The 24,350-nt window shown below is 59.5% G+C and carries 17 protein-coding genes; 8 read left to right on the top strand and 9 right to left on the bottom strand.

Annotation, left to right across the window (positions count from 1 at the left end):
* Window positions 1–68: 68 nt before the first annotated feature.
* On the bottom strand, window positions 69–1,517 hold the full coding sequence (locus SM753_RS15335) for a sodium/proline symporter (RefSeq protein ID WP_323192272.1): 1,449 nt from the start codon (window positions 1,515–1,517) through the stop codon (window positions 69–71).
* A 416-nt stretch (window positions 1,518–1,933) separates the two neighbouring features.
* On the opposite strand from SM753_RS15335, the gene SM753_RS15330 reads away from it, so the two are divergent.
* Both SM753_RS15330 and SM753_RS15325 read left to right on the top strand, forming a co-directional pair.
* Window positions 1,934–2,965 carry a proline racemase family protein gene (locus SM753_RS15330; protein WP_323192271.1) on the top strand — a complete coding sequence of 344 codons (1,032 nt, stop codon included), beginning with the start codon at window positions 1,934–1,936 and terminating at the stop codon, window positions 2,963–2,965.
* A gap of 747 nt (window positions 2,966–3,712) precedes the next feature.
* On the top strand, window positions 3,713–4,504 hold the full coding sequence (locus SM753_RS15325; protein WP_135536996.1) for an SDR family oxidoreductase: 792 nt from the start codon (window positions 3,713–3,715) through the stop codon (window positions 4,502–4,504).
* A gap of 261 nt (window positions 4,505–4,765) precedes the next feature.
* Here SM753_RS15325 and SM753_RS15320 read toward each other — a convergent pair whose 3' ends face one another.
* On the bottom strand, window positions 4,766–6,349 hold the full coding sequence (locus SM753_RS15320) for an aldehyde dehydrogenase family protein (protein ID WP_323192270.1): 1,584 nt from the start codon (window positions 6,347–6,349) through the stop codon (window positions 4,766–4,768).
* Window positions 6,350–6,653: 304 nt separating this feature from the next.
* Entirely contained in the window at window positions 6,654–8,753 is a 2,100-nt protein-coding gene (locus tag SM753_RS15315; protein ID WP_323192269.1) for a heterodisulfide reductase-related iron-sulfur binding cluster, read from the bottom strand.
* Between the two features lie 402 nt (window positions 8,754–9,155).
* Here SM753_RS15315 and SM753_RS15310 point away from each other — a divergent pair, with 402 nt between their 5' ends.
* Both SM753_RS15310 and SM753_RS15305 read left to right on the top strand, forming a co-directional pair.
* A complete protein-coding gene (locus tag SM753_RS15310) occupies window positions 9,156–9,938 on the top strand; it encodes a 2-amino-3,7-dideoxy-D-threo-hept-6-ulosonate synthase (protein WP_135535902.1) in 783 nt (260 codons plus the stop codon).
* A 566-nt stretch (window positions 9,939–10,504) separates the two neighbouring features.
* Window positions 10,505–11,656, top strand: coding sequence for an FAD-dependent oxidoreductase (locus SM753_RS15305; protein WP_323192268.1), 1,152 nt, complete (start codon window positions 10,505–10,507; stop codon window positions 11,654–11,656).
* A 311-nt stretch (window positions 11,657–11,967) separates the two neighbouring features.
* Here the strand turns inward: SM753_RS15305 and SM753_RS15300 are convergent, their stop codons facing one another.
* The 3 genes from SM753_RS15300 to SM753_RS15290 all read right to left on the bottom strand — a co-directional run bounded on the left by SM753_RS15300 (window position 11,968) and on the right by SM753_RS15290 (window position 15,074).
* Window positions 11,968–12,318, bottom strand: coding sequence for a cupin domain-containing protein (locus tag SM753_RS15300; protein WP_135535904.1), 351 nt, complete (start codon window positions 12,316–12,318; stop codon window positions 11,968–11,970).
* A gap of 175 nt (window positions 12,319–12,493) precedes the next feature.
* Complete coding sequence (locus SM753_RS15295; protein ID WP_323192267.1) at window positions 12,494–13,666, bottom strand: pyridoxal phosphate-dependent aminotransferase; 1,173 nt, start codon at window positions 13,664–13,666, stop codon at window positions 12,494–12,496.
* Between the two features lie 643 nt (window positions 13,667–14,309).
* Window positions 14,310–15,074 carry an IclR family transcriptional regulator gene (locus SM753_RS15290; RefSeq protein WP_135535905.1) on the bottom strand — a complete coding sequence of 255 codons (765 nt, stop codon included), beginning with the start codon at window positions 15,072–15,074 and terminating at the stop codon, window positions 14,310–14,312.
* Window positions 15,075–15,296: 222 nt separating this feature from the next.
* Here SM753_RS15290 and SM753_RS15285 point away from each other — a divergent pair, with 222 nt between their 5' ends.
* From SM753_RS15285 to SM753_RS15270, 4 genes are all read left to right on the top strand, one after another.
* The gene (locus tag SM753_RS15285) at window positions 15,297–16,406 is read left to right on the top strand and encodes a Xaa-Pro peptidase family protein (protein WP_323192266.1); all 1,110 of its coding nucleotides are present in this window, start codon (window positions 15,297–15,299) and stop codon (window positions 16,404–16,406) included.
* 225 nt (window positions 16,407–16,631) lie between these two features.
* Window positions 16,632–17,828, top strand: a complete 1,197-nt coding sequence (locus tag SM753_RS15280; protein ID WP_323192265.1) for an integrase — start codon at window positions 16,632–16,634, stop codon at window positions 17,826–17,828.
* 473 nt (window positions 17,829–18,301) lie between these two features.
* Window positions 18,302–19,228: a nucleoside hydrolase gene (locus SM753_RS15275; RefSeq protein ID WP_323192264.1), complete on the top strand. Its 927-nt coding sequence runs from the start codon at window positions 18,302–18,304 to the stop codon at window positions 19,226–19,228.
* Window positions 19,229–19,318: 90 nt separating this feature from the next.
* On the top strand, window positions 19,319–20,227 hold the full coding sequence (locus SM753_RS15270) for an EamA family transporter (RefSeq protein ID WP_323192263.1): 909 nt from the start codon (window positions 19,319–19,321) through the stop codon (window positions 20,225–20,227).
* Between the two features lie 240 nt (window positions 20,228–20,467).
* Here the strand turns inward: SM753_RS15270 and SM753_RS15265 are convergent, their stop codons facing one another.
* From SM753_RS15265 to SM753_RS15255, 3 genes are read right to left on the bottom strand one after another with little or no spacing between them, the layout of a single operon-like run.
* Complete coding sequence (locus SM753_RS15265; RefSeq protein ID WP_323192262.1) at window positions 20,468–21,520, bottom strand: ABC transporter permease; 1,053 nt, start codon at window positions 21,518–21,520, stop codon at window positions 20,468–20,470.
* Complete coding sequence (locus SM753_RS15260; RefSeq protein WP_323192261.1) at window positions 21,513–22,727, bottom strand: ABC transporter permease; 1,215 nt, start codon at window positions 22,725–22,727, stop codon at window positions 21,513–21,515. Before SM753_RS15260 ends, SM753_RS15265 begins: the two co-directional genes overlap by 8 nt.
* Complete coding sequence (locus SM753_RS15255; protein WP_323192260.1) at window positions 22,724–24,292, bottom strand: ABC transporter ATP-binding protein; 1,569 nt, start codon at window positions 24,290–24,292, stop codon at window positions 22,724–22,726. The genes SM753_RS15260 and SM753_RS15255 overlap by 4 nt, the downstream gene beginning before the upstream one ends.
* Window positions 24,293–24,350: the final 58 nt, after the last annotated feature.

The following is a 24,350-nucleotide window of genomic DNA, read 5'->3' as shown; positions in this document are numbered from 1 at the left end:
CGGGGATGATCACTCGAACGTCGGAGGTCACTCACGGAGAGCGTGAGAATCGTGGAAGACGAATTCGCCTAATCCTGCGGTGTAGCCCCGGGCTTTGGCTTCTCCGTGACTTCTTTGCCGCGAGGCCAGATCAGCGATGCGATGATCGCAGCGGCGAATCCGACCGGCGGCGCGACGAGACGGACCGTCACGATGTCAGTATACCCCATCGTCACCCACAGCACAGTGACGATCGGTCCAGCGAGGAACGCCGCAATGAGCCCTGCCTTCGAGAACCGGTCACCCCAGAAGAACAAGAGCGTGAACGCCGGACCGAACGCGGAGAACAGCCCGGTCGCGGAATAGCTAACTAGCGTGTACACGAGGCTCTGAGCTAAAGCGGCGATAGCGAGACCGACCGCACCGACAGCCAGCGTACCGATGCGGGAGATCCGAACCCGCTTTTTCTCCGTGAAGTCCTCGCCTTTCTTGACCACTTTGTTGTAGATGTCGTGTGCTGCCGCCGAACTCGCCACGACCAGCTGGGAGTCTGCAGTAGACATCATCGCAGCGAGGGCGCCCGCAAGCAGAATACCTCCGAGAAGTCCCGGAGTGTGCTCCAGGACCATGTACGGAAGGACCATTTCGCGGTCGGCCTGGATCGCTTCAGGTGCGCCGTGAATCGTCCGGGCGAGAAGGCCAAGGAGAACCGTCCCGATGGCCGTCAGAACGCCCCAGACCGTCGAGACGATGATCGCGGTTCGGCGCTCCTGTTCGTTTCGGACAGCCATTAACCGCTGCGTGAGGTGCGGATAGCCGCCGAGACAGGCCAGGAACCAACTGAGGTTCGCCCCGATGAGGACGAACGCGGCTCCACCTGTTGCACCGCCTAACCACGAAGACCGTCCGCCGCCGGACGCTTCGAGGCTTCCCATGATCGACATCGACGGGTCCATCAGAACCTGAACGAGCAAGATGCCCGGGAGGACCACGAGCGTGAAAACCATCAGTAACGCTTGCATCGTGTCAGTCCAGACGACCGCCAGGAAGCCGCCCGCAAGCGCGTAGGCGATGATCAGCACTGCGACGACGAGTAATCCGGTCGTCGCGTTGACGCCGAAGACGCTCTCGAATATCTTCCCACCGGCCAGGAACTGGGACCCGACATAGCCCATGTAGAACACGAACGCGACGATGCCGGGCAGGATGCGAAGTACGGGTGACTCCGTCGGGAGTTTTTCCGCGAGGAGCCCTATCGGGGTGATCGCTCCAGTTTCTTTTCTACCTTCCATGAACGGACGGGAGTAGACGACCCACTGGAAGATTGCACCGCCAGCGGCTCCGACAATGGCCCAGACTGACGACAAGCCAGCAGCCCACGCGAGACCGGGCATCCCTAACAGGAGCCACCCGGACATGTCGGAACTTCGCTCCGAGAGCGCCAACGCCCATCCGGGCAGTTGGTCACCCCCGATGAAGAAGTCCGCTTCCGTATTGATCTTCTTTGAACCCCAGTACCCGATCACGGCCACAACCACTAGATAGCCTACTAAGCCTATGGCTGTATTACTGCCTGCGCTTACCATGTTTGTGTACCTCACTCATCTGTAAACCCCACCCATATTTATATTTAATCGTGAAACTCAATGATTGGTGAGCTGAAAAATACAGCTCCCGGTGGGGACGTGGATCGTTCGGACCCACTGTGGAAGTGCGAGCCGGTGGAGTGCCCGTCTCTCTCAGCGTCAGATGTAGACCCCCAGCGAACTCGCTCGAAGACAGAACCGATCCCACAGTGAATGCGGATCAGCGAATCGGACGTACTCGCTGTCGAAGCCTCGTACACGCTCTGGCGAGCGGTCCGCTATCTTCCCGGAACGTGGATGTCCCAAGCCTGAACTGTACCGACCAGTACACTTTTTGGCATCCGCGAGTAGGCTAAGGGAGACAGACGATGGACGTGAACTGGTCACCACCAGAGCAGTGGACGACTATCTCCACGATAGACGCACACACGGGAGGCGAACCGCTACGCATCGTGACTGACGGCCTTCCGTCAGTAGAGGGCGATACGATGCTGGAAAAACGCAGGTACATGGAGAACAACCTCGACGAGTTCCGCAAAGCGATAATTCTAGAGCCGCGCGGTCACGCGGATATGTACGGCGCAGTGGTGACTGACCCGGTCACGGACGACGCTGATTTCGGCGTCCTGTTCCTCCATAACGAGGGTTACAGCACGATGTGTGGCCACGGAGTCATCGCGTTGGCGAAGGTAGCGGTCGAAACGGAGTTCGTCGAGGCCGAGACACCGGTAACGACTGTCGCGATGGACACGCCTGCCGGCCTCGTCACTGCCAGAGTGCAAGTCGACGAGCGAGGCAACGCGGGGACGGTTACCTTCGAAAACGTCCCCTCGTTCGTCGTCGAAACGGACTGCTCGGTCGAGGTTCCCGAACTCGGGTCCGTCGAGTACGACCTCGCTTTCGGCGGTGCGTTCTACGCCTACTGCGACGCTGCTGACCTCGGCGTCGACCTCGACTCCGACTCCGTCGGGGAACTTGTCGATGCCGGTCGCGCGATCAAAGCCGCGGTGAGCGAGTCCCGGGACATCGAACACCCGTTCGAAGACGATCTCAGCTTCCTCTATGGAACCATCATCCGCGGCGAACCGGAGAACAGCAGTGCGGATACGAGGAACGTGTGTATTTTCGCTGATGGGGAAGTCGACCGGTGTCCGACCGGCACCGGTGTGAGCGGTCGCGTGGCACTACAGTCTCACCGTGGTCACCTCGCCCCGACCGAGGAACTGGTCGTCGAAAGCATCGTCGGCTCCGAATTCACGGGGACGTACGAGGAAACCGAGTCGTACGGAGGGTACGATGCGGTTCTGCCCAATATCACCGGAAACGCCTACCTCACCGGACAGAGCCAGTTCGTCCTCGATCCGGCCGACCCGTTTGAGAACGGGTTCTTCCTCAGGTGATTCGATACGGTCCGAAACGGGTCGTTCCGCATACCGGAATACATCTCGGCGGCAAAGTATGGAACAGATCACCGCCGCGAAGCCCACCTGGGGTATCGGAGAACCCGAAGCACCCGGTGACAGCGATGCGAAATCGGGTAGACAGGTCGGAGAGCAGTCTCGGGCACCGACGCCGAAGTACGCTCTGTAAACAAATGTATCCCAGTCGTTGTCACGGGAAGAGCACAGTTCAATCGGACACTCACGTCCGCATCCGTGCCGCGGAAACAGTGTTGAATTCGCCGTCAAATTGACCGAATCAGGGTCCGTTCTGTTCCCCTCTGAGGAATAACCCCGTGGCGTTTCGGTTCCGCGTTTGTAGCGTGCGAACAGTCGAGTATCAGAGCGGAATCACATCTCAGCGGTTCTCCGCACGGTTTTCGCGTTTTCGGAGAACGGACGGTGCATCGGGCCGGATCGCCGTTGCCGGAATTTACAGTGGTATTGACGTAAATTCAGGCAGTGCATCCGTTAGCCCCGGCTGTCTCGGGGCCGACTGGCCAGGCGAAGTTCCCGAAAGAGGAACAGTGTATGAGAGAGACGATACCCGCTTCCCACCCCAGTCAGTGTTCATCGCCAGTTACGACGCGGGACAGTTCTGAATTGCAGTCCACGGATCTGTGCTTTGCCTCTCTTTTCGGAGCGGTGAGTCTCGAAAACGCCGATGACCAAAGATATATTAATATGGGAAGTCCACTATCCAGTACAATGTCACTGGATTTTGATGGTCAGGTAGCCCTCGTGACTGCATCGAGTAGCGGACTCGGCCGCGCTTCCGCCGAATCCCTCGCCGAAGGTAACGCACACGTCGTCATGAACGGACGAGACCCCGAACAGCTAAACGAGGCCGTCGAAAGCGTCGACGAACTCGGATCCGGAAAGGTGATCGGGGTAACAGCAGATCTCACCGACAAAGCCGACATCGAATCCCTGGTCAGCCAGACTGTCGACGAGTTCGGAACGATCGACCACCTCGTCACGTCGGCGGGTGGCCCGCCGAGCGGTCCGTTCATGGAGATGGAAGACGACGACTGGTATCAGGCGTTCGACCTCCTCGTGATGAGCGTCGTTCGGTTAGTCCGCGAGTCTGCCGAGCATTTGCAGGCTGGAGACGGCGGAACGGTCGTCAACATCACGTCACGAAGCGTCAAGGAGGCTATCGATTCGCTGGTCCTATCGAACTCAGTTCGGATGAGTGTGATCGGACTCGAAAAGACGCTGTCGAAGGAACTGGCACCGGAGGTCCGCGTGAACGCCGTCCTTCCCGGTCCGCACGAGACCAGCCGGATCGAGGATCTCATCAACCAGGGCGTCGAACGCGGCGAGTACGACTCCTACGAGGATGGATTAGAGGCCCGCGGTGACGGGATCCCGCTCGGCCGGATAGGAGAACCGCGAGAGCTCGGTGACACCGTCGCGTTCCTGTCCTCAGACCACTCCAGCTACATCAACGGAGTCGCAATACCGATCGACGGCGGTAACGGCAAATCCAACCTGTAGGCCTCTCGGGCCACGACCGGAATCGGACCCCGCCCACGGAGAAACCCCATTTTTCGATAGGCCGTCGACGCGTACCACTCAGTTACAACCCTACGGCCAGAACACAGAATGACAGTCGAAACCGCGCGCACTCGTTCGTTGAGCCGGTCGTGACGAGGTGTTAGCTCAGGCCCGCTGTGAAACAGACCGCTGGTCGGGCGTCGAGAGAGTCGTCGTTCGAACGTGTGACGAAAACAGTTCGCGGAAACGGGACGAGTCGGGTTATTCGACGCGCGTTCGGCTCTGCTCGCGCATGAACTGCTGGAGATACCAGTACCCACCGGCAAACTTCCCCGTCGTACCGGAGAACTTCCAGCCGCCGAACGGCTGTGCCTGCACCAGCGCGCCCGTGGTTGCGCTCTGCGATCTGTTCACGTAACACATTCCGGATTCGACCTCGTCGAACCACTGGTCGATCTCCGCCTCGTCCTCCGAGAAGAGGCCCGCACAGAGGCCGTATTCGCTGTCGTTCGATTTTTCGATCCCTTCGTCCAGGTCCGATATCGGGTGGATCGTCACGAACGGAACGAAGTGTTCCTCGCGTGCGAGTTCGTGTTCGTGGGGGATATCCGTGACGACGGTCGGTTCGACGAACCGCCCGTCGGCGAGGTCGCCCTCATCGATCGCGGAGCCGCCCGTTCGAACTGTCCCGTCAGCCCGGGCCTGCTCGGTGATCGACTGGTAGTGTTCGAGGGCGCTATCGTCGATCAGCGGAGAGATGACGGTATCGCGATCTTCCGCGGGACCGATACCTAACTGTTCGGTCTCTGCGACCAGTTGGTCCGTGAACTCGTCGATGACATCGTCGTGAACGTACACGCGGGATGTCGCGGAACACTTCTGGCCACTGAACGTGAACGCGCCTTTCATGACGCCTTCGACCGCGTCGTCGAGGTCCGCCTCGTCGCTCACGATCACCGGGTTCTTTCCGCCGAGTTCGGCGATGACCGGACCCCGCTTGCCCTGCTCGAAGAACGTCTTCTGGATGTTGTACCCCACGTCTCGGGAGCCAGTGAATGCGACGCCGGAAACGTCCTCGTGTTCGATGAGGGGCTGACCGACCGATCGACCGCCACCCATGACCAGGTTAAACACGCCATCCGGAATGCCCGCTTCGGAGAGGATACTCGTGTACTTTTGTGCGGTCAGCGGCGTCGTGGAGGCGGGCTTTGCGACGACGGTGTTGCCCGTGACCAGTGCGCCCGTTGTCATCCCCACGAGCAGCGCCATCGGGAAGTTAAACGGCGAAATAACCGCGAAAACGCCGTATGGTCGCAGCAGGTTCGTGGTGTGCTGTCCCGGCGTCGGCTCGCCGGTGTCGAACTCGTACCCGTCCGACCGTTCGAACTCGCGGCTGTAGAACTCCAGGAAGTCGATAGACTCGTCGACGTCGGCCATCGCCTCGGTCCGGTTCTTCCCGTTTTCGAGGGAGAGCGTCGCTGCGAGTTCGTACTTCCGCTCTCGCATGATCTCGGCGGCGTTCTGGAAGATCTCGACGCGCGATTCCACGTCCATCTGCTCCCATTCGGTGGACGCGTCCTTGGCTGCACTGACAGCAGTGTTGACTTCCGCTTCTCCGCCTGCGGCGAACTCACCGATCTCCGTATCGAGGTTCCCGGGGTTCGTAACGCTGAATCGGTCCTCGGTCTCGACGCTGTCTCCATCGATCCAGAGCGGATGGAACTCGCCGAATTCGGTCTTGACGGACTCTATCGCTTCCTCGTAGGTGTCGTGGAAGTCCTCTTCTGTGCCATTTTGCTTATGTGTATGGTACGTCAGCTCGTCATCGTATTCTACAGGTTGCACGGGTAAAAGGGATGTCTACTAGGTCTTATATGTTTTGGTGTGTGTCTGTCCAGAGCCACGGGAAGCTAGCGACTCACTGATCATCGGCCTATAGAGGCATTTGCAACGGTCTACAGACTTAGATCGCACGTAGTCCGGGGATCTGGTCTGTGATGACTTGCGAGCGCTACGATAGCTTTCCGACGACACTCGACATCGACAGTCGCGTATGCGTGACGTATCTACGTTCAGTACCGGTCAGTCGGTAGGTCTTGTCGTTCGGTTACGGGTCAGAGCAGGCTAACGTCTCGGATATTGCCGCTGTCTACAACGCGGCGACGCGCTCCGCCTGGCCGAGCGCCTCTGCGACCAGTTCGGTGAGTCCGACGACCTCTATCTCGTCTTCGAACCCGCCGGTCTTGCGCCCGTCCTCGTACATCGTCGCACACATCGGGCAGGCCACGACGAACTTCTCGACCGCGCCGCCCGCCTCCGTGTCTTCCAAGGCCTCCCGCAACCGTTCCTCGCTCGGCTTTGGCTCCTCGTCGAAGTCCATCCACAACCCGCCACCGCCGCCGCCACAACAGAACGAGTCCGAGCGGTTCCGCGGCATCTCGTAGAGATCAGCCCCTGTCGCGCGGACCAGGTCACGGGGTGCCTCGAACACGTCGTTGTACCGCCCCAGGTGACACGGGTCGTGATACGTAACCGTGTAGTCCAGTTCCGTCCCGTCCAGGGCCAGCGCGCCCTGACTCGCCAGATCGTCGACTACCTGCGTATAGTGGAACACGTCCTCGGCCTCCCACTCGCAGGCGTCGAACTCCGGATACTCGTTCATGAACGTGTTGAACGCGTGCGGGTCCGTCGTCACTATCTTCTCGAACTCGCAGTCCTGAATGGCGGCAGCGTTGTCCTCGACCAGCATCTCGTACAGTCCCTCCTCGCCCACACGGCGCACGTCGTTACCCGCCGTCTGTTCGTCTTCGTAGAGGATCCCGTAGTCGACGCCCGCGTGCTCGAACACAGTCGCCAGCGCCCGCGCGATCCGTTTGTTGCGCTCATCGTAGCTCGGATAGTCGCCCACGTACCAGACGTATTCGACCGCCTCCTCGCGGGCGTCCGGCACCTCGAAGTCCAACTCCTCGGCCCAGTCCGGGCGTTTGCGGTCGGGGTCCCCGAACGTGTTGCCGTTCTGGAACACGTTCATCATCGCCTCCTGGACGTTCTCGTCCATCTGCCCCGACTCGGTCAGCCGCCGGTTCATCCCCGTGAACTGTTTCAAATGCTCTATCTCGACCGGACAGGCGTCCATACACGCCATGCAGGCCATACATGACTCCATCGTCGAACTGTCGATGACGCTCGCCCCGCCATCGGCGATGATCGCCTTCTCCTCGGTCTCGCCGGCCTCGACCGACTCGCGGTAGGACTTCAGGTCAAGGATCACGTCGCGCGGGTCGAGCGGCCGGCCCGATGCTTTCGCCGGGCAAGCCGACGAGCACCGGCCGCATTTCGTGCAGGCGTCCTGGTCGAGAACGTCCTTCCAGGAGAAGTCCTCGACGTCGCTGTAGCCGATCTCGTCGGGACTGGCGTCCTCGGGGACGCCGGGCAGGCGTTTGCCCGCTTTCTCGTCGCGCGTGACGACGTTTGCGTACGAGGAGATCATGTGGAACGGTTTCGCGTACGGGACCGATGCGACGAACGCCAGCGCGAGGACGGCGTGGGACCACCACGCCCACCAGTAGAGGTCGACGGCCAGCGACTCGGTCATGCCGGCGATAACGAACACGTCGGCGAGGAACCAGCCGACGAAGCTGACGGTTTCGAACTCGGGGAAGCCGGTGCCGACGATACGGATCCCCTCGGCGACGTAGCCGCCGACGCCGAGCAGGAACAGCGACCAGATGAAAAGGTCGTCTTCAGCACTGGTGTGTTTGCCCCAGAGGCGCTCGTTGCGGACCCAGTAGCGCCGGTACAGTGCCATGCCGATACCGACGACGAACAGCAGGCCCATCGCGTCCATCGTCAGCGAGTACGCCAGATAGAAATCGCCGGTCCAGAACGAGTCGCCGAGCTTTCGGGCGATGTCCATGTCGATGCCGAGGATGGTCGTACCGATCAAAAGCGTCAGGAAGCCCCAGAAGATGAACGCGTGCATCAGCCCGGCGTAGCGGTCACGGTCGAACTGCTTCTGGTTAGAGAAGACGATCTTTGTCGCCGAGACAACGCGCCCGGGCAGGTCGTTCAAGCGGTCGAACCAGTCGTCGGTGCCGCGGGCGTAGCGGGCGAACCGCTCGTACACCCCGTACAGGAACACCAGAATCGCGACCGCCGCGAGGTAGTAAAACAGGACCTCTCCGACCTCGCTGATCGTCCAGAACGTCTCGCGTGTAACTGCACCCTCCGCCTGGGCTACGTAAGTCATGTGCAACCACCGGAGGACCGAGCGCTTAAATCTTATCACTTCGCGGGGCCTGTCGTCGATACTGTCGTTCGATAAACATAAGAAGACACATGGTAACATGCCCCAAGTAAAGATAGATTTAACAAGTAAGGCAAGATACTGGCGTTCAATGTCGTTCGTTTGCCCGAGGTGCGAAGAGGATCGTATAGAACTACAGGGCCGCTCTTTGACATGCAGCAACTGCGATTACACCCCGCCACACAGTGCCGATTGAGAAATCGTCCGGGAGCAGACGGATCAGATCCGACAGGGAATGGAGAGAGGATTCGATCGAGCGGGTATCGAACTTCATTACGCTTTAATCATTCCGGATAAATCCGAGATTCGGAAAGCATTAGTCATCGTAGTACACTGATATGGACCATGCAGACAGGAACCAAAGCACGACTCGACCGCATCGGACGGGACGGAAAGTACGTCAATATCCCGATGGACCACGGAATTACGATCGGAGCGACACGCGGGCTTACAAATATCGAAGAGACGATCGACGCGGTCACACGCGGTGGCGCTGACAGTGTTCTCACGCAGAAAGGGCTTGCCCCCCGAGTTCATCCGAACAAAAACGGTAAAGGGTACATCATCCACCTCAACGCCTCGACAACGCGAGGACCGGACCCGAACGATAAACGGGTCACAGGAACCGTCAAAGAGGCCGTTCGCGCGGGCGCAGACGCTGTCTCGATCCACCTCAATGTCGGCAGCAACTACGAGCCCAGACAGATCGAACAGCTCGCAACGGTGACGAAGGACGCACACGAGTTCGGTCTTCCAGTGCTTGCCATGACCTACGCGCGGGGGCCGGATGTCGACGAACACGACGCCGAGAACCTGGCTCACGCGGCTCGCCTCGGGGAAGAGGTCGGTGCAGATATCGTCAAGACGGCTTACAGCGGATCCGTCGAGAGCTACGAATCCGTCACCGAGGCAGTGGGAGTGCCAGTCATTATGGCCGGTGGGAGCCCGCAATCGACCGAGGAGATGTTGAGCAACGTCCGCGGCGCGATGGACGCAGGTGCCGCAGGGGTTTCGATGGGTCGGTCCGTCTTCCAGCACTCGTCCCCCGGGGCGATGGCAACTGCGGTCGCAGATATAGTCCACGACGACGCCGGCGTAGAGTCGGCGCTCCGCTCTTCCGACCTCTGAGTGTCTCTATAGAAGGAATTCGACTATCCTCGCAGAAGTGAACACGGATGAGATACCGAGAAAAGCTCGGAACGGTTCGAAGAGAAATTCGGAGGATCTCGGTTTCCAATGCGACGGATTTTGTTCCTCTCTCCGGAACTTCTGGGTGAATCGGGACGCTGAGGGACTGAGCCGTGGATGATGAATCAAAACACAGTCCCGTGAGTTTCCGAACGGAGATGTAGAATCCCATATATTACGGCACTATTAGTGTAATATATGTGCCGTTCAATGAGTCGTCCGGCCGTTTTTTCGGAAGATAGCACAACGAACCGAACAAACATTCCGCAGGGAGGAAAGGACCCCGAGAGAATAGGCTAGATAGCCCAGTAGTCAGTGTGTACAAGTAGCTCAGTCCGGCGAAGAACCATATACGCTGATCTCGGTCTCGTTCCTCTCTGAGTAAAGACTATATTTGTGATATGAAGAACTAGCACCCTTTCCGTGAAAGTTCGCTCCGAGTATAATATAAGCAACATACCGAAGTAACAGGTAGCGTTATATAGACCGACTCGTAATACGTCACTATGGATGCTGTTATCATAGGTGGTGGAATAGTCGGCGTTTCGTGCGGCTATTATCTTGCAAAGCGCGGAGCGGACGTAACGATACTAGAGAAGTCGAACCTTGGATCCGGAAGCACGGACAGAGCAAACGGCGGGATACGGGCGCAGTTTTCGTCTCCGGTAAGCGCAAAGCTCTCACAGGAGAGTATCAAGGTGTGGGAAACGTTCGAAGATGAGTTCGGCGTCGACATCAGATATCGGCGACCCGGCTATCTGTTTCTCGCCCGTGAAGACGCGACGGCGGAGCAGTTCCGGGAAAACGTGAAACGGCAAAACGAGGTCGGCGTGGAGAGCGAATTCATCAGCCCGGACGAGGCGGCGGAAATCTGTCCGGCTTTGGATGCTGACGACTTCGCGGGTGCGGCGTACTCACCAACGGACGGGTTCGCGGACCCTCATCTGGGACTACAGGGGTTCGCCACCGCTGCGAGCGATGAGGGCGTAGATATCCGAACGAAAGAAGAGGTAACGGACGTCCTGCAGGAAAACGGGAGAGTCACCGGTGTCAAGACGGAGGAGACGACGATCACGGCCGATTACGTAGTCAACGCCGCAGGCCCCTGGGCGGCCCGGATAGCGGAAATGGCAAACGTTTCACTTCCCGTTTCGCCCCGTCGGCGTCAGTTAGTTATCCTCGACCCGGAAACTTCGGTACCGGATTCAGTTCCGTTTACGATCGACGCCGATAGGAGCGTTCACTTCCGGCCGGAGCGAAACGGCAACGTCGTCGCGGGCGGACATTTCGACGAGACGGATCCGGAAATGGATCCGGACGACTTCTCACAGCGTGTCTCGCTCGACTGGTCTGCACAGGTGATCGAACAAGCGGCGGAGTGTGCGGGATATTTCGGACCGAGGTCGGAGATTCGAGATTCCTGGGCGGGGCTGTACGCTGTGACACCGGACCACCATCCGATAATCGAGGAAATCCGACCCGGGTTCGTAAACGCCGTCGGCTTTTCGGGACACGGGTTCATGCAGGCACCGGCGACGGGAAAGCTAGTAGCTGAACTCATAGTCGACGGAAAGCCGTCGACGGTCGACATCTCGATGTTGACGCTAGATCGGTTCGATGACGGATCGACGCTCGAAGAAGGAACGGTCATAGATTGAACGTAACGGACAGACGAAACGGACGGTCCTGCAGAGAAACCGTCGCGTAGTTACTTCGTGTGAGCGGTGACAGACAGAAGCCATCAGCTAATCTAGATTTTCAGTGGCAGTGGGGCAGAATGAACCGTCGAACTGCCGGCGATACTGGGCGGGCCGGGAACGGTCCCGCCCGGTAGAATCGCACGGTCGTTGACTATCCGGCTCCGTGGGTCTGTGAAAACCATCGCATGAACAGGCATGCGGCTAATCGAGTGATTCACCGCCGGACGAGTTTTCGTCTCGATACCTATTCGCAGATCGTCTCTCGTCGACTACTCGTCATCTCGATCGGTCCAGAAGTCGAATCCGCGCCCGGGAGCAAAGACGTCGACCGCTACGGCGGTTTCGTCCCCGGTGTTTTCGACGCGATGACGTTCCCACGATTCCAGAAGGACAGAATCGAACCGTGAGAGCGTAACGTCGTCGTTCTCGGTGAAGATGGTGAGTTCACCCTCTAGAACGAGACAGACCTGTTCGTTTTCGTGGTCGTGCATGGGTGAGGAATGCCCCGGTGGCTTCTCAAACCACTCAAACGTGAACTGGTCGCTACCAGCAAGCGAAACTCGCCGCCATCCATCATCGGGCTCATACGTTTCGGCGTTGTCGAAGTTAACAGGCTTCATTGGTCGCGTATGTAGAATTGGCGACTAGTTATATAATATTTTGGGTCATGCGTGGAGGACTCACGTGCATTAGTGCCACCGCTCCGTAACCAGCTATCGAAACGGAGGAACAGAACACAATATCGACCCGGGCGGGTTGTTCTGAACCGCACCGGAGCAGTCCGGAACGAGTCGTTTACTGGTCAGCCAACCACGCCTCGATGCGGTCGAACGCCTCGTCGATCCGCTCGACCGAGTTCGAGTACGCGATACGGAGCCGTCCGTTGCCGTTCGATCCGAACACGGAACCGGGCACCATTGCCACGTTTTTCTCTCGGAGGAGCGACCAGACGAATTCGTTCTCGTCCTCGTACCCCTCAGGAAGCGTCGGGAACGCGTAGAACGCGCCGCTGGGGACGGGACAGTCCATCCCGGGGATCCGGTCCAGACGTTCGAGGAGACGGTCACGTCGGTCGGCAAACGCCTCCACCATCGGTTCGTGGAGGCCGCTCCCGATGGCGCGAACGGCCGCGTGTTGCGAGAGCGATGGCGCGCAAGTCGTCGTATACTGTCGGACTCGAATGATGGGATCGATAAGCTCCTCCGGCGCTCCGAGGTATCCGAGTCGCCATCCGGTCATCGAATAGGCTTTGGAAACGCCGTTAACGGAGATCGTTCTGTCGTATAGCTCGGGATGCGCGGCCAAGCTGTGGTGTTCCGAATCGTCGTAGAGGATCTTCTCGTAGATTTCGTCGGACAGGACGACGAGGTCGTTCTCGACGGCGAACTCAGCCAGGGTGTCGATCCGGTCCTCGTCGACGACGCCACCCGTCGGATTCTGCGGACTGTTAACGATGAGAAGCTCGGTTCGGTCAGAGACGTTTTCGCGGAGTTCGCTTAGGTCGGGCTGGAACCCGGTCTCGGGGTCGAGGCTATAGGAAACAGGTGTCCCACCGGCCATCCGAACACTGGGCGCATACGTCCAACTCGGGTTCGGAACGAGTACTTCGTCCCCCTGGCCGACGAACGCGAAGACGCTCACGAGGATCGCTTCTGTGGCCCCCGTCGTTACGATCACTTCCTGGTCCGGGTCGTATGCGATGTCGTTATCGCGGTCGAACTTCGCCGCGATCGTCTCTCGAAGTTCGCTGATCCCGTAGTTGGACGTGTAGTGGACGTGACCCGAGTCGAGCGCCGAAACGGCCGCATCCTTGATCGGTTTCGGGGTGTCGAAATCGGGACGGCCTATCTCGAGATGGACAACGTCTTCACCAGCAGCCTCGAGGCGGTCGCACTCTTCGAAGATCTCTCGGATGCCCGAAAACGGGATATGGTCCATTCTGTCCGCTGCAGTCTGTTGACCGAGCATAGTCGACTCTCATTTTACACATGTATAAAATTACCCCAATACGTCAGTGGACCAGTACACGATCACGTGCAGTCGGCAGGAGAGGCACTCGTTTCTTTGTGTCTGAACACGGGGTACGGCCGTGGTTTCCGTAGAGCGGAATACTGTCAGTAGTTCCACCGGGGACGGCTTTGGCGCAAGCGTTGGTTTTCGAGGGAATGTGTACAGCAGGCCAGTTAGCTGGATCAGCGGGATTCTTCCGGTACGTGGGAGCTATCGGTTAATCGGCCCACGTTACGGGCGTTCTCGAACTGCGGTTCCCGAGAAGAGAATACTCGCGATTTCCAACCAAGGCCCGCTACACCGGCGATATCAGACTGTAGGGAAGGACGACCCGAAGCGGAAGCCGATATGCGTTACACACCTATGTCCGTAAAGGAAGTGGTGAACGAGACTGCAAAGCAACGATCTGTTCGGTTATTCGGAACCGGGAGCAGAGCAAGCACGTAAACGGGTTCAACTCACGTCGTGTGGAAAGGGCTACTCTCGTTTCCGGACGGTACGCAGAGTCCGGGAGAGGTAGACGATACTGTTCGGAGAACAGCTGAAAGAATACCTGAAGAGTTCAACTGTGACCGGAATAACGGGAGGGCGTAGAGGGTTATCAGGAATACGTTACGTTTATCTCGATAACGTTCGCTGCCTGAAGAACGAGTTCCGGGATCTCCTCCTCGAACCGCTCCCCTTTCATCCGTGTCGTCGGAGCTGCGACGCTTATCGCACCGAGTACCTCGTTGTTCGAACTCAGAAACGGGGCGGCAACGCACTTCAGTCCGTTCACTCTCTCCTGGCGGCAGTATGCGATATCTTCGTCTCGTATCTTCTCTAACTCGTCGAAGAGTTTCTCTCGGTCGGTGATAGTGTTCTCAGTCGCTTGCGGGAGCCCGTGCTGATCCAGTATTTCGTTGACCCGATCCTCGGGGAGGTGTGCGAGAATAGCCTTCCCGAGAGCGGTACGGTGTAAGTATCGTCTCTTTCCAGTGTACGTGTCCAACGTGACAGCGTTATCCCCTCGTTCTCGGTGGAGATAGACGCCTCTGCCGTGCTCTTCGACCATGAGGTTCGCCAGTTCACCCGTCTCTTTCGCTAGTTCTTTGATCTCGGGACGGGCGGTCTGATACACTTTCAGACGTCGTCGAGCGTATTCACCGATCTCGAAAAACCCGAGCCCGACGTTGTATTCGTCGTCTTCTTTCACGACGTAGTTGTGATACTGAAGGGTAGAGAGGTGGTCGTGGACGGTACTTTTCGCTAAGCCGGTATGTCTCGCGATCTCAGTTAGATTTGCACCGTCTAATTCCTTGAGTGATTCGACTATCTGAAACGAGTTTTCAGGTGTTTCAAGGATAGTTGGATCTTTTTTGCTCATGGCGATTTGATACCTCTTTGCTCCTATCGTGTAATATAGTTATGGAACAGGGGATTATTGCTGTCGGACTGTATTTTGAAACCGATATTCCGATACAGTAGTCGCGAGTGAATGGCAGTGCGGCAATGAACGAAGAGAGTTCCCGAGAAAGGAACACTCAGTCCGAGTTATTCCCAGACGTAATATGGGGACTTAAATACGGCCGCCCACTGAATAGGGGGTATGGGATCAGTTTTCGAACGCCGAACGTCACGTTGCCAAGCGGAGTTGCGCCGGCGGGAAGCAGACGCGCTGGTGATAGGACCGGGTTCGAACATGTACTATTTGACGGGGTTCGACGACGAACCGAGCGAGCGCCATCTCCTGTTCGTGCTTCCGGACGAGGGCGACCCGACGTTTATCGCTCCGGAAATGTATTACGAGCAGATAAACACCGCAAGCTGGGTAGAGGATATCCGAACCTGGGACGATACGACAGGGCCGGATTCGATCATCGACTCGACTCTCAGCCGTCACAACGTTAAGGAGGGGGACGTACTGGTCAATGAATCGCTGTGGGCGAAGTTCCTGCTCGACCTACAGTCTAAACTCCCCGAAGCGGAATTCGAACGTGCCACGCTCGTGCTGGACGACCTGCGCATGATCAAGGACGAAGACGAACTGGATTCGTTGAGCTCAGCCGCATCCGCGTCAGATGAGGTGAGCAGGGAGATCCGTTCCCTGGGCGACGAGGTTATCGGGATGACCGAGTCGGAACTCGTAGAAGAGATCAATCGGCGATTAACAGAGGGAGGGACCGGCCCAGCCTTTGCTACCATCGTCGGGTCGGGCCCGAACGGGGCACGCCCGCATCATCGCAGCAGCGACCGCGAGATTCGGAGCGGTGACCCGGTCGTACTCGATTTCGGAACGACTGTCGATCGCTACCCCGGCGATCAGACGAGAACTGTCGTATTCGACGGAGAGCCCCCGGACGAGTTCGAAACCGTTCACGCCACTGTCCATGCGGCGCTTGACGCGGGTGTAGACGCCGTCGAACCAGGTATCACTGCGGCTGAAGTCGATAGAACAGTTCGTAGCGTCATCGAAGAAGCCGGCTACGGAGAATGGTTCACACATCGCACCGGCCACGGCGTCGGACTAGATGTCCACGAAGCGCCGTACATCGTCGCCGGTAATAACCGGGAACTCGAACCGGGTATGGTGTTCAGCATCGAACCGGGGATCTACTTCAACGACGAGTTCGGCGTTCGGATCGAGGATCTCGTAAGGGTGACTGAGAACGGCTGTGAACGCCTCAACGACTCGCCCCGGACCTGGAAACCGCTCTAAGCATCCGGGTTATTTCAGCCGGATAGGATACGCCGGTTGCGTCGGTCCCAGATAAATTGCATCAGTCACTCTGCATTCTGTGCCACATATATCGTTATTCGTAGTATATATAGATAATTAATATAGAACCCAAAAAGAGCTATCGGATATCACATCATTTCCACTCACGTTTAGGAGTAAAACAGCAGTACATTCTAGTACGGTGAGGCTGACAGGTACTAGACGATGGACCCACGCCAGACCGAGATGCCGGAGGAACGCAGTGAAACCGCGCTCGCCGATCCGCTGGAAGACTTTCTCGACGACAAAGCGACCGCGATTCACGAGGACGGGTCGCGGTCCGGCTCGTACGCCGCCCAGCTCGAACGGGTCCTGCCCACGTGGGTCGATTGGATGGAAGAACGCGACATCAGGTACCTGGAAGACGTAGACGAACAGACCCTCGCACGGTGGACGAAGTATCTCTCACGCCGCGTCAAAGCGAACGACGGGGATTCAAACGGGGGGATCACTCGGGCGACCGCGTGGACGTACTTCAACACCGTCCGAACGTACCTCGGCTGGTGTGAGACGTGGCGAGAGATCGAAGAAAACCCCGCCGACGGCCCGAGAGTCATCGACGCGATGCCTGACCGGCCGTCGCGGGCGTCCGGGAACCAGCAGTTCTGGAGTCCGGAACAGCGACAGAGGCTCCTCCGCCATCTTGACGAGCGAGCACACGAGGCGATAGACGCAGATGGACACGACGCGCTCGCGCCGGTCCGAGACCGCGCGCTCGCGTACCTGATCGGTTACTCCGGGGTCCGAGGAGCCGAGGTACTGTCGAAAAGCGACGACGACCGCGACGGGCGTAACGGTGCGACGTGGGCGGATCTGAACCTGGAAGCGGGTACCATCGAGGTGCTCGGCAAGAGCCAAAACGACGAGCAAGCACCGCTCACCGACAAGCCGCTTCCGGCGATCCGACGGTGGCGAGAGGTTCTCGACCCCAACGACGACTGGCCGCTGTTTCCGACGTTTCACAGCCCGAGCCTCTGGAACGAATCACGGGACGAACTGCGGAATCGGGGCCATAGCGAAGACGATATCGACGACCGTCTGAACTCGTTCGATGACCCGCTCGCCGCGATACGCGAGTTCGACTGCACGCCCCCTGCACTGTCAACGTCGGGCGGCAGACGCCTGTTCAAGCGGCTGAGCGACGCGGCGGGGGTCGACACCAGCGACGATCCGAAGGACTACCTGACGCTGCACGGCGGCCGTCGCGGCGCGGGCGAGATGTACTACCGTGAAGCCGGACACTCGGCGGCCCAGCGGGCGCTTCGCCACGCCGACCCGTCGACGACGTCGGAGATGTACTCGCACATCGAGGCGAGCGAACTCTCCGACATCGGGTCCGACGTGTTCAGCGACGAGGGGTAGCGATACGCTCGCGACACTCCACGATATGTCCTATCGTGTAGCAACTGCTCGCTCTCCAGTATCGTCGTGTGGTGTTGCTTCCACATACTATGATATCCCGTATACTTGTTCTACAGTCGCGAATAGAGCTGGATTATGAGTAATATATCTGTTGCAAGCACCCATAAATAACTACCATTATTTTTATAGTTAGAGAATATACTCTGCTATCGTTCATATTAGGCAGTAATGGTACGATGCAAGCTGGTGCGGTCCTGTATGGTTTTACATAGCGAGCGGAGCGGGATTCGGTCGCTCCAGATGTAAAATTCGAGATCTGCCCGACTAGCACAGCAGTAGTCTCGTTCTCCGAAAGCGACTGACTCGCACCCGCAAACTATCGTTTAGTCGAGTTCGTCAAACTACACGCGAAACCTTCAGTTACCCAATGCTATTAGTTCTCTCCGGTCAACAGGAAGACGAGTACTATACAGATGACGACGGACATCATTCTAGACTGCGATCCCGGTCACGATGACGCGATCGCGACGCTGCTCGCGCTGACTGCGCCCGAACTGTCGGTTCGCGCGATCACGACCGTCGCGGGGAACCAGACGCTGTCGAAGACTACGCGGAACGCAAGGCAGGTGTTGACACTCGCGGACCGCACGGACGTTCCGGTTGCGAGCGGCATGGCCGAACCGATGGTACGTGACCTGATGGTCGCGGACGACGTCCACGGCGAGTCCGGCCTCGACGGGCCCGACCTCCCCGAACCGACGGTCGACACAGTCGACGAGGACGGCGTCGACCTCATCGCGAGGACGGCCAAGCAGGCCGGGAGCGTCACGCTGGTGCCGACCGGCCCCCTCACTAACGTCGGCATGCTGCTCAAACGCCATCCTGAGGTCGAATCACACCTCGACGAAATAGTGTTGATGGGCGGAGCTGTAGGAACGGGGAACTACACGCCGGCGGCGGAGTACAACATCCTGGTCGACCCGGAGGCCGCTGACATCGTCTTTCGGTCTGACGTCCCCGTCACCATGATCGGCCTCGACGTGACGCGCGCTGCGCGGGTTCGCGCCGAGACCTTCGACCGGTTCCGGAAACTCGGCTCCGATGTCGGTGAAACCGTCGCGGAGTGGCTCGACTTCTTCCTCCGGTTCCACGAGGACCGGTTCGGCTGGGAGGGCGTTCCCATCCACGACGCGTGTGCAGTCGCGGAAGTGATGGACAGAGATGTCATCGAAACGGAGCCGATGCACGTCGCGGTGGAGACGGACGGCGAACACACACTCGGCCGTACCGTCTGCGACCGGTACGGCGTTCTCGACGCTGAGCCGAACGCGTCCGTCGGTGTCGACATCGACCGCGAGGCGTTCGTCGACCTCCTCCTCGACTCGGTCGCGAAATACTGAGAGGCTCTGTTGTAACCCCGGCACCGAACCAGGCGGTTGGCTCCGGAAAACGTGGTCTTATGTGCCTCCTAAAGCGAAATCATGTACTAGATGCTGCAACTCTCCGACGCCCTCCTCGGAACCATCCTTGCGACGGTCGCATCGCTCATGTTCGCGTTCCAGTACCTGTTCGTTCGACTGGGAACGCAGAAGGGTTCGGTCACGGACGTCGTCTTCGTGACCCTGCTCAGCAACGTCGTCTTGCTCATCCCGCCGGCGGTGCTTTTGTACGACATCTCGGCGATGTCGACCGAGGCGATAGCCGCGTTCGCCGCTGCGGGATTGAGCGGATCGCTGTTCGCTCGCATCTTCTCGTTCAGTAGCATCCAGCGCATCGGCGCGAACCGAACGTCGCCCATCGTCTCGGCGAACGCGCTGTTCGCGACGCTCCTTGCCGTTCTCGTACTTGGCGAATCGCTGACACCGTTCCACCTGGTCGGCGTCGTCCTGATCGTCGCGGGGATCGCCGTCATCTCCTACCAGACCGAGGAGAGCATGGCGCTCGAGGTTTCACGCCGTGATCTGACACTGTTGATGACGCTCCCGATCCTCGCGGCAGTGTTTCTCGGCATCGAACCGATCTTCGTCTCCATCGCCCTCGCAGAGGGCGGGTCGATCCTTCCCGGATCCGCGATAGTCGTCACCACAGCCTTTGCCGGCTTCGCGGTGTACACCGGCGTCACGTCGGGGCTCCCCTCCCCCTCGATAGCCCGCGAACCGTACGCCAAGTGGTATCTCGGTGCCGGCGTTGCGACCACGCTCGGCCTCGTCGCCGCGTTCTCGGCGCTCGAAACGGCACCAGTCGTCATCGCAGTCCCACTCATTCAGACGTCACCGCTCATCGTCGTCGGGCTCTCCTCTGTCTTTCTCTCCTCGAAACTGGAGGAGGTCACCCCACTCATCGTCGTCTCGACCGTAATGATCATCGTCGGTGCGACAGTCGTCTCTCTCTCCGGATAGCGCCGGCGTCAACGCGTTTCAAGCGTTGCGGTGTAACAGACTATCCGTTTGCCTCGAGGGCGACGAGTCGACGTTCTCGACCGAGACGGCTCGCTCCGCGCTCGGTTGGGCACCGAAACGAGAATCTCGATCCGCGGAGGACAGATTTGTCGCGCCGCCGTCGTTCGTTCGATCGAGAGGCAGACGGGAGCGGTAGTTCGGCGGAGAAAGACGAAACGGCAGCACGCGGGCCGAGGTCCGCTAGTCGTCGCCGCTTTCGTAGTTCTCCCCGGCGCGGTCGGGGATCCGCGTGTAGCCGAAGAAGACGAGCACGACGATGACAGCAATGTAGGGGATCGCTCCGAACAGTTCCGGTGCGATGTCGAAGCCGATCTGCTGGAGGCGGACCTGCAGCGCGTCGAGTCCGGCGAACAGCGCCGCCGCCCCGAACGTTCCGATCGGGTTGTAGTTCCCCATGAGGTACGCGACGATACCGATGAAGCCGCGACCGTTGACAATGGTCTGGCCCTGCCCGATGAACTGGCCGACGGTCGAGAGCGTCATGGCCGCACCGCCGATACCCGAGAGCGCTCCCGAGATCATGATGCTCGCGTATCTGACCCGGTTTACGCTTATGCCGGCGGTGTCGAGCGCCTCCGGATGTTCGCCGCTCGCACGGACCCACATCCCGAACGAGGTAAACTTCAGCACGTACCACGCGACCGGGACGATGATCAACATCAGATACGTGGTGGGATAGTTGGTGAACAGCAACGTACCGAGCCAGGGGATCTCCGAGAGGACCGGGATCGCTATCTGGTCGAACGTCGCCACGGTCGGACTGTTGATCTGACCCCAGTAGACGCGGCTGAAGAACGGTGCGAGGCCGAGGAACACGAACCAGATGGCCAGCCCCGCGATGATCTGGTCGGCTTTGTATCTGATGCAGATAACGCCGAACAGCAGCGCGCCGAGCGTACTCACGACGACTGCCGCCAGCAACCCGAGCCACACCGCGTTGTCCGCGCCGACCGTACTCACGGTCGTCCCAGTGACGAGAACGCTCGTGAACGCGGCCGCGATCAAGAGCCCCTCGATACCGATGTTGATGACGCCGCTTTTCTCGGAGTAGAGGCCGCCGACCCCCGCGAGCGTGATCGGGACGGCAAGCGTAAGCGCGGTGTTGAAGAAGCCGACGGTGAAGAGGTTCCGGATATCGGTCCTGTACGGTGACGCGACCACGCCCAGAACCGCGACTGCAGTGATCACTAGCAGGCCGATGCGCCGACGGGTTAATCGGGTGTTCTCAATCATCGTTTTCCTCCGTTATCCCTTCCTGTGCGGGCGTCGCCGAGGTCTCTCCGAGTCCGAACTTTCGCCCGATCATGCGCATGAACTCGGGCATCGCCACGAACAGGATGATGATGCCTCGCAGAACGCCGGCTAGCTGGCGCGGCACGCCGAGTTGCAGGTCGAGCGCTATCGCGCCGCTTTTGATGACGCCGAACAGCGCCGCCGCCGGAATGACGCCGAGCGGGTTGTTCGCCGCCAGCACCGAGACGGTGATGCCGTCGAACCCGACCTGCGGAACGCTCGGCTGCCAGTAGCCGAGCACCATGAAGACGAACACGCCGCCCGTAAGACCGCCGATGAGTCCCGACAGGGTGAACGTCCGGACGATCACGCGTTTGGCGTCGACACCGCTGTACTTCGCCGCAGCGGGCTGTTCCCCGCTTAGACGGATGTTGTATCCCAGCGGGGAGTTTTTCAACATGTAGTGCGCGCCGAACGCGATAAGCAGCGTCGGGATGAAGATGAGCACCGAAAACGAGGACGCCTCCGGGAAGACGATACTGGGCGGGACGGCGTAGTCCGGGACCAGTGCCGTCTGGACGGCAGCCCCCTCTCGAAGGAACGACCTGACGGTCGTGAACGCGACTGCGGTCGCGATGAAGTTCAACATGATCGTCGTGATGACCTCGTTGGCGTCGTAGTAGGCAAGCAAGACGCCGGGGAGCGCACCGTACAGCGCACCGGCAACTCCCGCGGCGGCGAGGCCGAGGACGAACAGCAGGATCCCGCCGACGGCGTTGGCCGGAAGTATATCGGCCGTGTACTGCACGAGTGCCGCACCCGCCAGGCCGCCGACGACGAACTGGCCCTGCGTCCCGATGTTGAAGATGCCGGCCTGGAATGTCACGGCGACCGCTACGCCGGCCAGGATCAACAGCGTGGTCTCCCGGAGCGTCAAGCCGATGCTGTACGGCGAACCGATCGCGCCGTTCAACATCACCCGATACACCTCGATGGGGTTGTAACAGAACTCGATCCCGCCGAACACGAGAAACGGCGAGCCACACGTCGCGAACGCACCCGACGCGAGCAGCAGGATCGCACCGACGACGAGCGCCAGAGCGAGCGAGGCGAAGCTGATGAGGATGCGCTCTCTAGCCGACGCGTCGACGAGACGGCCGAGGATCCGTTTCGCTCTGTCGGGGAGTTTCGGTCCGGCGTCGCTCATTCGCTCTCACCGTCGATACCCGCTGTCTGTGACGTTCCCTCTCCGCGAGCGGAGTTCGAGGAAACGTCCGTTAGTTCCTGTCCAGCCATCAGTAGTCCCAGTTCGCGTTCGGTCACGGTTTCGGGGTCGACCGTGTCGATGATCTCCCCTTCGTACATCACTGCGATCCGGTCCGAGAGCTGCTGGAGTTCGTCCAGTTTCGAGGAGATGAGCAGCACGGCCCTGTCGTCGCGTCTGACGGAGAGCAGTTGCTCGTGAATGAACTCGATGCTCCCGACGTCTAGCCCCCGCGTCGGGTTGCTCGCGATGACCAGTTTCGGGTCCCGCTCTAGCTCGCGGCCGACGAGCAGTTTCTGTTGGTTTCCGCCGGAGAGCGACTTCGCGGGCGCTCCCGTGCCTGAGGTCCGAACGTCGTACTCCTCGATTATCTTCTCGGCCAGTTCGTCGTCCCGCATCCGGCGTCCGATCGGGAAGGTGTGTTGTTCGCCCAGAATGACGTTCTCGCCGTGGTCGAAGTTCATCACGAGCCCCTGTTCCTGCCGGTCCGGCGGGATGTACGCGAGCCCGGCGTCGTTCAGTCGCTTGCGGTCCCAGTCCGTGACGTCCTCGCCGTCGAACGTAACCGATCCGCCGTCGGCGTCGATCAGGCCCGCGATCGCGTCCGACAACTCCGACTGCCCGTTCCCGTCGACGCCGGCGATGCCGAGCGTTTCGCCCTCCCGGACGGTCAGGTCGACGCCCTCGACCAGCGTCGTGTCGTCGTTTGCCACCTGAAGGTCGTCCACGGTGAGCAGTACGTCACCTTTCGGATGCGGCTCGCGGTTCAGTTCGAGCAGAACCTCGTCCCCGACCATCAGCTCAGCGAGGTGATTGTTCGTCGCCTCCTCGACCGGGAGAGTCGTGACGTTTTGACCCTCACGCAACACCGTGATGTCGTCGGCGACAGTCATCGCCTCGTCGAGTTTGTGCGTGATGAAGATGATAGTTTTCCCCTGGTCGATCAGCTCCTCGAACACCTCGAACAGCGACTCGATCTCGTCGGGCGTGAGCACGGCCGTCGGCTCGTCGAGGATGAGAATGTCCGCACCCCGATACAGCGCCTTCAGGATCTCCACGCGCTGTCTGACGCCGACGCTCACATCCTCGACGACGGCGTCGGGGTCGATGTCGAACCCGTACCGCTCGCTGATCTCCCGTACCTCTCGTCTGGCGGTCTTCATGTCCACGCCGATCCCGAAGGAGTCTGTCGGTTCGGAGCCGAGAACGATGTTCTCGGTCACCGTCATCGGGCCGACCAGTTTGAAGTGCTGGTGGATCATCCCGATGCCCTCGTCGATCGCGTCCTGTGGGGAGTCGAAACGTTTCTCTTCGCCGTTGATCCGGATCGTTCCGCTATCGGGCTGATACAGCCCGTACAGAACGTTCATCAACGTGGATTTTCCCGCGCCGTTTTCCCCGAGAATGACGTGGATATCGCCGCCACCGACGCTCAGACTGACATCGTCGTTGGCGACGACCCCAGGGAAAGTCTTTCGTATGTCCGTTAGTTCGACTGAGTGACTCATATGTCCACGGTTTGTTGGAACATTTGATAATGGTATTTAAATAGCCTTCGAGTCTCAG

The organism is Halostella sp. PRR32, assembly GCF_034808085.1.
Classification (GTDB): domain Archaea; phylum Halobacteriota; class Halobacteria; order Halobacteriales; family Natronoarchaeaceae; genus Halostella; species Halostella pelagica.
Note: the sequence above shows the minus strand (reverse complement) of the source record. Positions and strands in the feature narration are given on the sequence as shown.